Source organism: Streptomyces sp. NPDC048419 (genome assembly GCF_043200415.1).
Classification (GTDB): domain Bacteria; phylum Actinomycetota; class Actinomycetes; order Streptomycetales; family Streptomycetaceae; genus Streptomyces.
In genome coordinates this window covers 848,131-860,270 of record NZ_JBICXT010000001.1, presented here as the reverse complement: position 1 = coordinate 860,270, position 12,140 = coordinate 848,131, and the positions used below count along the sequence as shown (strand labels likewise).

The following is a 12,140-nucleotide window of genomic DNA, read 5'->3' as shown; positions in this document are numbered from 1 at the left end:
GGGCGGTCCCCTGTTCCTGTGTGGGCGGGAGGACTGGAAGCCGTGGCCGAGCCTGCGTGTGAGGGGAGTGCGTCGGAGGGGGCCCTCGGGGGCCGTGCGACCGGCGTGAGCGCGAGGGGCCGGGCCGCCGGCGGTGCTTCCGGGCCGGCACGAACCGCGCACGCACGAACCGCGTACGAGGGAACACTCCGGCGTCAGTCGGCACGCGAATCGGCCGCCCGGACTTACGCACGTGCCCTGCCGATCGTGCCCGTACGAGCACGGGGGATGACCATCGAGGGCGCCGACGGCCGCCGCTACCTCGACTGTCTCTCCGGCGCCGGAGCGCTCGCCCTCGGCCACAACCACCCCGTCGTGCTGGAGGCGATCCGCAGGGTCCTGGACTCGGGCGTGCCCCTGCAGGCGTTCGACCTCGCTACCCCCGTCCAGGACGCCTTCGTCACCGAGCTGTTCCGCTCTCTGCCGGCCGGGCTCGCCGGTCACGCGCGCGTGCAGTTCTGCGGGCCGGGGGAGACGGACGCGGTGGAGGCCGCGTTCCGGCTGGTACGCGCCGCGACCGGCCGCACCGGCGTACTTACCTTTTCCGCCGCCCACCACGGCGTGACCGCCGAAGCGGCGGCGTTGCCCGGTGAGACCAACGACGTCCAGGTCGCCCAACTGTCCTACCCCCGGGATCATCGCCGCCCCGTTGGTGTCGGCGACCCTCAGGGCTCCGAACTCGCCTCACCGTTGATCGAGTTCGCCCTCGAAGACCCCGAGCCGGGCGGGCCGCGCCCCGCCGGAGTGATCCTCGAACCGGTCCAGGGCGAAAACGGCGTGATCCCCGCCCCGGACGCCTGGATGCGGCGGATGCGGGAGATCACCACCGCCCGTTCCATTCCGCTGATCGTCGACGAGGTGCAGACAGGCGTCGGACGCACCGGCGCCTTCTGGGCGGTGCAGCACAGCGGCGTCACCCCCGACGTCATGGTGCTCTCCAGAGCCATCGGCGGCAGCCTCCCACTCGCCGTGCTGGTCTACCGCGATGACCTCGACGCCGGGCAATCCGGAGCCCCCGCAGGCACGTTCCGCGGCAACCAGCTCGCCATGGCAGCGGGCACGGCCACCTTGACCTACGTCCGCGAAAACCAACTCGCCGCCCGGGCAGCCACCCTTGGCGCCCGCATGCTCGATCAACTCCGTGCGCTGCGGCCAGAGTTTCCCTGCGTGGGGGACGTACGGGGGAGGGGGCTGATGATCGGCATCGAGTTCATGGAGTGCGCGGAAGCGGAGGGCGGTGAGGATCTTGCGGTCAGGACGGACGACGCGGCCCACGACGGACTCGGTCCGGCGGCACCGGCACCGTCTGCCGACCCCCCTCACCTGCCCGCTCCCCGCATTGCGGCCGCCGTCCAGCGGGAGAGCCTGCGCCGCGGCCTGATCGTCGAGCTCGGTGGACCTCACGCCAGTGTCGTACGGCTGCTCCCACCTCTGACGATCAGCGACGAACAGGCGACCGCGGTACTCGACCGCCTGGCCGACGCCGTCCAGACAGTGGCGCGTGCCCACGCCGGTGGACCCACTGGACCCCGCCGATCGCACGAAGCCGGCTCTGGACCCCGGCACCAGAAAGACCGCACCAAGAGGGCGGTTCGGCGCGGCAGTTGATGCACGCCCGCAGCCGTACGCCCAGCGCGACGTCGCCGTCCATGCGCCGTACCCCAGGGCCCGCCGCCGAGCATGACCCGGAACCACCCACGAGGACCGCTTTGAACACGATCCGCACACCTGGCGCCGACGCCCACCAGCCGGGGGCCGACTCCGCCGACGGACCGTCCCCCAACGAGGTGCCGGGAGCACCACGCCTCAGTCCACCGGAGCAGGACGGTTCTCTGGACGACGGGTCTCGGGAGGACGGGTCTCGGGAGGCGGACGGGGTCCCCGGACAGCGAAAGCCCCCGATGACCGACCGCTTCCATCGCCTCGCTCCCGACCCCCTCGAACACCCCGACCCAATCACCGCAGCCGACGCCGCGACCACCGAGAACCTGCTGCGCTGCTGGGTACGAGAGACCGATCTCCCGGCCCCCGCCGACGGCACGCTCCGCATCCCCCTCCCCGCCAGCGGCACGACGCTGCTGGTCCCGGTTCACCACTGGTCCCCAGCGGGCTGGCACCGCTTCGGCCGCCCGTACTTCGACGGCGCCCCCGGATCGTCCTCACCGGCCGACGCGGCCACCATCGCCGCCCTGCTCGCCCGCGAGACATCCGGCACGGATGCCACGACCGTCCCTGACCTGGTCTCTCGCGTCGTCGACTCCCTCCGCCGTACCGCCACCTTCATCACTGAGCGTCGCGCGCACCCGTCCGACGGGGCAGACCTCTTCCTCTCCGCCGAGCAGGCACTCGTGCTCGGACACCCGCTGCACCCGACGGCAAAGAGCCGAGAAGGTCTCTCCGAGGCCGAAGCGTCCCTGTATTCACCGGAGTTGCGCGGCTCCTTCCCTCTCCACTGGCTGGCTGTCGCACCCTCCCTTCTCGCCGCCGACTCCGCCTGGACCGAGCGCGGCCGCGCCGTCCCCGCACCTCAGCTCACCGCGCTGCTCGCCGAAACCGAACTGCCCCTGCCCTACGGCTACGCAGCGCTCCCCATGCATCCGTGGCAGCTCCGCGAGGTCCGGCAACGCCCGGAGGTCGCGGCGTTGATCGATGCCGGGTTGCTCCGCGACCTCGGTACGGCCGGCTCCCCCTGGCACCCCACCTCCTCCGTACGCACCGTCCACCGGACCGGCGCCCCCGCCATGCTGAAACTGTCGCTGGGCCTGCGGATCACCAACTCCCGTCGCGAGAACCTCCGCAAGGAACTGCATCGGGGCGTCGAGGTCCACCGACTGCTGCGCAGCGGTCTGTCCCGGCAGTGGCAGGCCGCGCACCCGGGGTTCGACATCGTCCGCGACCCGGCCTGGCTCGCGGTCGACGCCCCGGACGGCACCCCCGTGCCTGGCCTCGACGTGATGATCCGGCACAACCCCTTCAGCCGCTCCGACGACGTCTCCTGCGTCGCCGGGCTCGTCACGCCCAGGCCGCAGGCCTGGCCGAGCGACCTCGCAGGCTCCACATCCCGCGCAGGCTCCACATCCCGCCCGGGGTCGGCGCCCGGCCCGAGGTCGGCACCCATCCCGGACACCGAGCCGTCAATCCTGCGTTCCCGCCTGGCCACCGTCGTCACCCGTCTCGCGGACCGCACGGCCCGGCCTCGTGGCGCCGTGGCCGCCGAGTGGTTTCTGCGCTACCTCGAGCAGGTCGTCCGTCCCGTGTTGTGGCTGGACGCGGAGGCGGGGATCGCCTTGGAGGCGCATCAGCAGAACACCCTGCTTCTGCTGGACTCCGACGGCTGGCCGACGGGTGGCCGCTACCGCGACAACCAGGGCTACTACTTCCGTGAGTCCCGGCGCACGGAGCTCGACGCCCGGCTGCCCGGTATCGGTGAGCAGAGCGACACCTTCGTCTCCGACGAGGTCACAGACGAGCGCTTCGCCTACTACCTGGCCATCAACAACGTGCTCGGCCTCATCGGTGCCTTCGGCTCGCAACGCCTCGCCGACGAGCGACTGCTGCTCGCCGCCTTCCGCCGCTTTCTCGGCGATGTCGCCTCCGGCCCTGCCCGACTGTGCACCTCACTCCCGGCCCACCTGCTCGACTCACCCGTGCTGCGCTGCAAGGCCAACCTGCTGACCCGGTTGCACGGCCTGGACGAACTCGTCGGCCCGGTCGACACCCAGTCCGTCTACGTCACCATCGCCAACCCCCTCCACGTCTGACAGCCCGGACCCACTCCTGACAGCCACTGCCGGTCATCACCACCCTCCGCCGACCCTCGCCAGCCCCCGCCGGCCATCGCCAACTCCCCTCCGCTCTGAGGAACATGCCCCACCCCGACTTCTGAGAGGAGCGTCGCCGTGCCTCCCACCGACGCCACCGCCCACGCAGCTACCGCCGCCACCGACACCGGCGCCGATACGAGCCCCGGTACCGCTGAGAGCAGTGCCGCCGAGGGCACGGACGGCGAGGACACGCTGGACCTGCGTCTGCCCGACGAGCTGATCGCGCTCTTCGCGGCGGAAGCCGACACCGGCGAGGCAAGCAGCCGCGCGCCCATGGCCACTCCGGCCTTCGTCGCCACGGCCGACGACCTCCTCGACCATGTCGCCGACTGGGGCCCGGCCGTCACACCTGCGGGCGTGTTCCAGCTCGTCCCCGTGCAGATCGAGCGGGATCTACCGCTCATCGACCGCTGGATGAACGACCCCGCCGTCGCCGAGTTCTGGGAGTTGGCCGGCCCTCGCGCCGTGACCGAGAGCCATCTGAGAGCCCAGCTATCCGGGGACGGACGCAGCATTCCGTGCCTCGGGGTACTGGAGGGCACGCCGATGAGCTACTGGGAGATCTACCGGGCGGACCTCGACCCGGTGGCGCGCCACTTTCCCCTTCGACCTCATGACACCGGAATCCACCTCCTCATCGGTGAAGTCGCCGACCGTGGCCGCAAGCTCGGCAGCACCCTTCTCAGATCCGTCGCCGACCTCGCGCTGAACAAGCGCCCTGCCTGCGCACGCGTCATCGCGGAACCCGACCTTCGCAACACCCCCTCCGTCGCTGCCTTTCTGAGCGCCGGCTTCCGGTTCTCCGCCGAGGTCGACCTGCCCGCCAAGCGGGCCGCACTCATGATCCGGGACCGGTCCCTGCGCAATCTGCTGTGACGTCGTGCAGCTGCATCGTCACTTTTGGTACACCGCTCACGCCGATCCGGTTCCCATCGATCTGGAACCCGTCGACAACGAGCCGCTCTCATCGCACCGACGTTCTTGGCAGGCGACCGCACCGAGCGGTCCGCCCCGACCCGCACCGAGGAGCACCCGGTCTTGATCCCGCCCCTGGTCCCCGCCTTGATCGCCCCTTTGTCAGTGCCGGGCCGTAGGGTGGTCGAGCTATGACGAAGCCCTCACTCTCCGAACTCCTGCATGCTGCCGTCACTGCCGTCGGCGGTACGGAGCGCCCCGGCCAGGTGACCATGGCCGAAGCCGTTGCGGAGGCCATCGACGACAGCTCCCATCTGCTGGTCCAGGCCGGCACCGGCACCGGAAAGTCGCTGGGCTACCTCGTGCCCGCGCTCGCGCACGGAGAACGCGTCGTCGTGGCGACAGCCACCCTCGCTCTGCAGCGCCAGCTGGTCGAGCGGGACCTGCCGCGCACCGTCGAGGCGCTGCACCCCTTGCTGCGCCGCCGCCCGGAGTTCGCGATGCTGAAGGGCCGGTCGAACTACCTCTGCCTGCACAGGTTGCACGAGGGCGTGCCGCAGGACGAGGAAGAGGGGCTTTTCGACCAGTTCGAGGCGGCCGCGCCCACCAGCAAGCTGGGTCAGGACCTACTGCGGCTGCGTGACTGGTCGGACGAGACGGAGACCGGGGACCGTGACAACCTCACGCCCGGAGTGTCCGACCGCGCCTGGGCGCAGGTGTCGGTCTCCTCGCGAGAGTGCCTGGGCGCCACGAAATGCGCGTACGGCGCCGAGTGCTTCGCCGAGATGGCCCGCGAGCGCGCCAAGCTCGCCGAGGTCGTCGTCACCAACCACGCGCTGCTCGCGATCGACGCCATCGAAGGCGCCCCGGTCCTCCCGCAGCACGAGGTGCTGATCGTGGACGAGGCGCACGAGCTGGTCTCACGCGTCACGGGAGTGGCCACGGGCGAACTCACGCCCGGCCAGGTCAACCGCGCGGTGCGCCGCGCGGCGAAGCTGGTCAACGAGAAGGCGGCCGACCAGCTGCAGACCGCCGCCGAGGGCTTCGAGCGGCTGATGGAGCTGGCCCTGCCCGGCCGCCTGGAGGAGATCCCGGAGGACCTCGGGTACGCGCTCATGGCGCTCCGCGACGCCTGCCGCACGGTGATCTCCGGGATCGGCGCGACCCGAGACAAGTCCGTCCAGGACGAGGACGCGGTGCGCAAGCAGGCGCTGGCCTCCGTGGAGTCGGTGCACGACGTGGCGGAGCGGATCACGAACGGCTCCGAGTGGGACGTCGTCTGGTACGAGCGCCATGACCGCTTCGGCGCCTCCCTGCGTGTCGCGCCCATGTCCGTGTCTGGACTGCTGAGGGAGAAGCTCTTCGCGGACCGCTCCGTCGTGCTGACCTCAGCGACGCTGAAGCTGGGCGGCGACTTCAACGGTGTCGGAGCCTCGCTGGGGCTCTCGCCGGAGGGCACGGAGGGCGAGGACCTTCCGCAGTGGAAGGGCGTCGACGTCGGCTCGCCCTTCGACTACCCCAAGCAGGGCATCCTCTACGTGGCCAAGCATCTGTCCCGCCCCGCGCGCGACGGCGACCGCGCGGACATGATGGACGAGCTGTCGGAGCTGGTCCAGGCGGCGGGCGGCCGCACTCTCGGACTCTTCTCCTCCATGCGGGGCGCCCAACTCGCCGCCGAAGAGCTGCGTTCCCGCATCCCGGAGTTCCCGATCCTCCTTCAGGGCGAGGAGACGCTCGGCGAGCTGATCAAGAATTTCGCCGCCGATCCGAAGACCTGCCTCTTCGGCACGCTGTCGCTCTGGCAGGGCGTCGACGTTCCGGGCCCCAGCTGCCAGTTGGTGGTCATGGACAAGATCCCGTTCCCGCGTCCGGACGACCCGTTGATGAGCGCCCGCCAGAAGGCGGTGGAGGACGCGGGAGGCAACGGTTTCATGGCCGTCGCAGCCACGCACGCGGCGCTGCTCATGGCTCAGGGCGCCGGCCGCCTCGTACGGGCGTCGGGGGATCGCGGCGTGGTCGCCGTGCTGGATCAGCGTCTGGCCACGGCCAGGTACGGCAGCTATCTCAAGGCTTCACTGCCGGACTTCTGGTACACCACGGACCGTAACCAGGTCCGCAGGTCGCTGGCGGCGATCGACGCCGTGGCGAAGAAGGCGGAGGAGCAGACAGAAGCGGAGTGACCAGGGGTTAGCCTGACGCGGCGCCGCGTCAGGCTAACCCCTGGTCGATCACCGGCAGTCACTGGGGCCATGTCGTTCAGGCGCCACGCATCCGCGGCACCTGCCACACGGCTCCGGACAGCACAGGGCCCCGGAACCGGCGCAGGGGTCCCGGGGCCCGGATCAGAGGGCGGCCCGTAGGCAGCGCCCGCTGCAGCCGTCAAACACGGCGCAGCACTGCCACCACCTTGCCGAGGATGGTCGCGTCGTCGCCGGGGATCGGCTCGTACGCAGCGTTGTGCGGGAGGAGCCAGACGTGGCCGTCCTCGCGCTTGAAGCGCTTGACGGTGGCTTCGCCGTCGAGCATGGCCGCGACGATGTCGCCGTTCTCAGCGACGGGCTGGCGGCGGACCGTGACCCAGTCGCCGTCGCAGATCGCGGCCTCGATCATCGAGTCGCCGACGACCTTCAGCACGAACAGCTCGCCGTCACCGACCAGTTGGCGGGGGAGAGGGAAGACGTCCTCGACCGACTCCTCGGCGAGGATCGGGCCACCGGCGGCGATACGGCCGACCAGCGGGACGTACGACGCGGCGGGTTTGCCGGCGGTGTCGGTGGGCTGTACTGACGTGCCCTGGTCGGAACCGCGCACCTCGTACGCGCGTGGGCGGTGCGGGTCACGCCGCAGGAAGCCCTTGCGCTCCAGTGCCATCAGCTGGTGAGCGACCGAGGAGGTGCTGGACAGACCCACCGCCTGGCCGATCTCCCGCATCGACGGCGGGTAGCCGCGCCGCTGCACGGAATCCCTGATGACCTCGATCACCCGGCGCTGTCGGTCGGTGAGCCCGGAGCTGTCCGCCCGGATGCCTGGAGGTCGTCCCGGCAGGGAGCGCTTGGGCCCCTCAGGGTTCACGGCTTCGTTCATCGCATGCACCGGCTCGAGTCGGCCCTGGGAGCGGTCCTGGGCAGTGATGGTGGCACTGTCTGCGGTGGTGGTCACGTCGGCCCCTCTCGATGGTCTCCCTGCTGGACAACGGTAGTTGGTTTCGAAAGGTTGCGCCAAACACACGTTCGAGTGAAAAACCGTGGATAGCCTGACTTGATCATGTGTCTGGGTGTATAGCTAACGCGGCGCCTGGCGGGCAAAAGGGCCCATTGTTGTACTCTTCACCGCCGAGGTGCTGGCCTCGTGGGTTCCTGCCCAGTCTGCCATCAGGCATTCCGTCAACAGGAGGCGGACTCCCATCTCTGCGGGAGCCCCACGTCCTCTCCCTGCGGCGCCCACGGTATCTCCGCATGTGCCGGAACGGTACGCCCGTGCACCTGCGGATCCGGTGTGCCACCGCCGGCGCGTGGCACATGCCAATACGTGCGCGACACGCGCGCGTGGCGTGTATGGCTGGCCCAACACCACATCTAGTGGTTGGATTTCTTCAGCAGCCCAGAAGTTGTGTTCCCCCGGGTCTTCAGGCTCCGAGAGATCGCCTATGCTTAGGGCTGCTTCGAGGGGCCCGTGAGGCCCGGCGAGGCTATTGAGTCTGCTGTGAGGAGGGTTGGGAGTTATGCACTGCCCCTTCTGCAGGCACCCCGACAGCCGGGTCGTCGACAGTCGTACGACCGACGACGGCACGTCGATCCGCAGGCGCCGCCAGTGTCCGGAGTGCTCTCGTCGTTTCACGACCGTGGAGACGTGTTCGCTCATGGTGGTCAAGCGGTCCGGGGTCACCGAGCCGTTCAGTCGTACGAAGGTCATCAACGGCGTGCGCAAGGCATGCCAGGGACGGCCTGTCACCGAGGACGCGCTCGCCCAGCTCGGCCAGCGGGTCGAGGAGGCGGTGCGGGCCACGGGAAGTGCCGAGCTGACCACCCACGACGTGGGACTGGCCATACTCGGCCCGTTGCAGGAGCTCGACCTCGTCGCGTATCTGCGATTCGCCTCCGTCTACCGGGCGTTCGACTCGCTCGACGACTTCGAGGCGGCCATCGCGGAACTCAGGGAGGGGACGCGACCCGCCGCCGCGGACGACGAAGACCGCGAGGACGCCGTCGCAGGGAACCAGGAAGACGTTCGCGGGCGCGGAGGGACTGTCGAAGTCCCCGAGCCCGCCCACGCCGCCGACTGAAGGGCGGGCCGGAACCGGGCCGAGGTCCCGTAACCGGCCGCCAGGCGGCGACCGAAGACCTGTTGCGGAGGGCAGCGCGAGCTGCCCGCAACACCAGTCACAACACCGTGCCACGGGAACAACGGGGCACTTCAGGGCGTTTTAGCCCCTACAGGGAGGCGGCATGACAGAGACGGCGAGCGGTCCGGCACGGAGTTCCCGAGCCAAGGGCGGCAAAGCGGCCAAGGGACTGCGTATCGAGCGCATCCACACGACTCCCGGCGTGCACCCGTATGACGAGGTGGCCTGGGAGAGCCGTGACGTCGTCATGACCAACTGGCGCGACGGCTCGATCAACTTCGAGCAGCGCGGCGTCGAGTTCCCCGACTTCTGGTCGGTGAACGCGGTCAACATCGTCACCAGCAAGTACTTCCGCGGTGCTGTCGACACCCCGCAGCGCGAGACCAGCCTCAGGCAGCTGATCGACCGCATCGTGAAGACGTACCGCAAGGCCGGCGAGGACAACAAGTACTTCGCCTCGCCCGCCGACGCCGAGATCTTCGAGCACGAGCTGGCCTACGCCCTCCTGCACCAGATCTTCAGCTTCAACAGCCCCGTCTGGTTCAACGTCGGCACCAAGCAGCCCCAACAGGTCTCCGCCTGCTTCATCCTGTCCGTCGACGACTCCATGGAGTCGATCCTCGACTGGTACAAGGAAGAGGGCATGATCTTCAAGGGCGGCTCCGGCGCCGGCCTGAACCTCTCCCGCATCCGCTCCTCCCGGGAGCTGCTCTCCTCCGGTGGCAACGCCTCCGGTCCGGTCTCCTTCATGCGCGGCGCCGACGCCTCCGCCGGCACCATCAAGTCCGGTGGTGCCACCCGCCGCGCCGCCAAGATGGTCATCCTCGACGTCGACCACCCGGACATCGACGGGTTCATCGAGACCAAGGTGAAGGAGGAGGAGAAGATCCGCGCCCTGCGTGACGCGGGCTTCGACATGGACCTGGGCGGCGACGACATCACGTCCGTCCAGTACCAGAACGCCAACAACTCGGTCCGCGTGAACGACGAGTTCATGCACGCGGTCGAGCAGAGCGGCAAGTTCGCCCTCCGCGCGCGGATGACCGGCGAGGTCATCGACGAGGTCGACGCCAAGGGGCTGTTCCGCAAGATGGCCGAGGCCGCCTGGGCCTGCGCCGACCCCGGCATCCAGTACGACGACGTCATCAACCACTGGCACACCTGCCCGGAGTCCGGCCGTATCAACGGCTCGAACCCCTGCAGCGAGTACATGCACCTGGACAACACGTCCTGCAACCTCGCCTCGCTGAACCTGATGAAGTTCCTGAAGGACGACAGCAAGGGCCACCAGTCCTTCGAGGTCGAGCGCTTCGCCAAGGTCGTCGAGCTCGTCATCACCGCGATGGACATCTCCATCTGCTTCGCGGACTTCCCGACCCAGAAGATCGGCGAGAACACGCGCGCGTTCCGCCAGCTCGGCATCGGCTACGCCAACCTCGGCGCCCTGCTGATGGCCACCGGCCACGCCTACGACTCCGACGGCGGCCGCGCCCTCGCCGGTGCCATCACTTCCCTGATGACCGGCACCGCGTACAAGCGCTCCGCCGAACTCGCCGCGGTCGTCGGCCCGTACGACGGGTACGCGCGCAACGCGAGCGCCCACAACCGCGTCATGAAGCAGCACTCCGACGCCAACGGCGTGGCCGTCCGCATGGACGACCTCGACACCCCGGTGTGGGCCGCGGCGACCGAGGCCTGGCAGGACGTGGTGCGCCTCGGCGAGAAGAACGGTTTCCGTAACTCCCAGGCGTCCGTGCTCGCCCCGACCGGCACCATCGGTCTCGCGATGTCCTGCGACACCACCGGTGTCGAGCCCGACCTCGCCCTGGTCAAGTTCAAGAAGCTCGTCGGCGGCGGCTCGATGCAGATCGTCAACGGCACCGTCCCGCAGGCCCTGCGCCGCCTGGGCTACCAGGAGGAGCAGATCGAGGCGGTCGTCGCCCACATCGCCGAGAACGGCAATGTGATCGACGCCCCCGGCCTCCGGCACGAGCACTACGAGGTCTTCGACTGCGCCATGGGCGAGCGAGCCATCTCCCCGATGGGCCACGTCCGCATGATGGCCGCGATCCAGCCGTGGATCTCCGGCGCCATCTCCAAGACGGTCAACATGCCGGAGTCGGCGACCGTCGAGGAGGTCGAGGAGATCTACTTCGAGGCCTGGAAGCTGGGCGTCAAGGCGCTCGCCATCTACCGCGACAACTGCAAGGTCGGCCAGCCCCTCTCCGCCAAGACCAAGGAGAAGGAGAAGACCGAGATCACGGAGAAGGCCGAGGCGGCCATCCGTGAGACGGTCGAGAAGGTCATCGAGTACCGCCCGGTCCGCAAGCGCCTCCCGAAGGGCCGTCCCGGCATCACGACGTCCTTCACGGTCGGCGGCGCCGAGGGCTACATGACCGCCAACTCCTACCCGGACGACGGTCTCGGCGAGGTCTTCCTGAAGATGTCCAAGCAGGGCTCGACTCTCGCGGGCATGATGGACGCCTTCTCCATCGCGGTCTCCGTCGGTCTGCAGTACGGCGTGCCCCTGGAGACGTACGTCTCGAAGTTCACCAACATGCGCTTCGAGCCGGCGGGCATGACCGACGACCCGGACGTGCGGATGGCGCAGTCGATCGTCGACTACATCTTCCGCCGCCTGGCGCTGGACTTCCTGCCCTTCGAGACGCGCTCCGCGCTCGGCATCCACTCCGCCGACGAGCGCCAGCGTCACCTGGAGACCGGTTCGTACGAGTCGGCCGACGACGAGGTCGACGTCGAGGGCCTGGCCCAGTCGGCGCCGCGCGCCCAGGAGCTGAAGGCCGTGGCCACGCCGCGTGCCGAGGTCGAGGCGGCCAAGCCCGCCCCGCAGCAGGCGCACACCAGCGCCGAGCTGGTGGAGATGCAGCTGGGCATCCAGGCCGACGCCCCGCTCTGCTTCTCCTGCGGTACGAAGATGCAGCGGGCCGGTTCCTGCTACATCTGCGAGGGCTGCGGCTCGACGAGCGGCTGCAGCTGATACCGGGCGGGGTGACGCCCCG

The 12,140-nt window shown here is 69.5% G+C and carries 7 protein-coding genes; 6 read left to right on the top strand and 1 reads right to left on the bottom strand.

The features are described 5' to 3' along the window. Window positions 1–246 precede the first annotated feature (246 nt). The 4 genes from ACGFYN_RS03685 to ACGFYN_RS03670 all read left to right on the top strand — a co-directional run bounded on the left by ACGFYN_RS03685 (window position 247) and on the right by ACGFYN_RS03670 (window position 6,958). On the top strand, window positions 247–1,647 hold the full coding sequence (locus ACGFYN_RS03685; protein WP_393864079.1) for an aminotransferase class III-fold pyridoxal phosphate-dependent enzyme: 1,401 nt from the start codon (window positions 247–249) through the stop codon (window positions 1,645–1,647). 293 nt (window positions 1,648–1,940) lie between these two features. Further along, a complete protein-coding gene (locus ACGFYN_RS03680) occupies window positions 1,941–3,800 on the top strand; it encodes an IucA/IucC family protein (protein ID WP_393864078.1) in 1,860 nt (619 codons plus the stop codon). 138 nt (window positions 3,801–3,938) lie between these two features. Continuing rightward, complete coding sequence (locus ACGFYN_RS03675; protein WP_393864077.1) at window positions 3,939–4,739, top strand: GNAT family N-acetyltransferase; 801 nt, start codon at window positions 3,939–3,941, stop codon at window positions 4,737–4,739. Between the two features lie 230 nt (window positions 4,740–4,969). Beyond that, window positions 4,970–6,958 carry an ATP-dependent DNA helicase gene (locus ACGFYN_RS03670; RefSeq protein ID WP_393864076.1) on the top strand — a complete coding sequence of 663 codons (1,989 nt, stop codon included), beginning with the start codon at window positions 4,970–4,972 and terminating at the stop codon, window positions 6,956–6,958. Window positions 6,959–7,157: 199 nt separating this feature from the next. Here the strand turns inward: ACGFYN_RS03670 and lexA are convergent, their stop codons facing one another. Further along, window positions 7,158–7,937, bottom strand: a complete 780-nt coding sequence (gene lexA / locus ACGFYN_RS03665; protein WP_393864075.1) for a transcriptional repressor LexA — start codon at window positions 7,935–7,937, stop codon at window positions 7,158–7,160. 562 nt (window positions 7,938–8,499) lie between these two features. Here lexA and nrdR point away from each other — a divergent pair. Both nrdR and ACGFYN_RS03655 read left to right on the top strand, forming a co-directional pair. Beyond that, window positions 8,500–9,060 carry a transcriptional regulator NrdR gene (gene nrdR / locus ACGFYN_RS03660; RefSeq protein ID WP_393864074.1) on the top strand — a complete coding sequence of 187 codons (561 nt, stop codon included), beginning with the start codon at window positions 8,500–8,502 and terminating at the stop codon, window positions 9,058–9,060. Window positions 9,061–9,223: 163 nt separating this feature from the next. Further along, window positions 9,224–12,118 (top strand): vitamin B12-dependent ribonucleotide reductase, encoded by a 2,895-nt coding sequence (locus tag ACGFYN_RS03655; protein ID WP_393864073.1) that lies wholly within the window; start codon window positions 9,224–9,226, stop codon window positions 12,116–12,118. The last annotated feature ends 22 nt before the right edge of the window (window positions 12,119–12,140 follow it).

Excerpts from the sequence above, each read along its gene's own strand:
- ACGFYN_RS03680 (WP_393864078.1), top strand. The coding sequence starts at position 1,941 with ATGACCGACCGCTTCCATCGCCTCGCTCCCGACCCCCTCGAACACCCC.
- ACGFYN_RS03655 (WP_393864073.1), top strand. The coding sequence starts at position 9,224 with ATGACAGAGACGGCGAGCGGTCCGGCACGGAGTTCCCGAGCCAAGGGC.
- ACGFYN_RS03670 (WP_393864076.1), top strand. The coding sequence starts at position 4,970 with ATGACGAAGCCCTCACTCTCCGAACTCCTGCATGCTGCCGTCACTGCC.
- nrdR (WP_393864074.1), top strand. The coding sequence starts at position 8,500 with ATGCACTGCCCCTTCTGCAGGCACCCCGACAGCCGGGTCGTCGACAGT.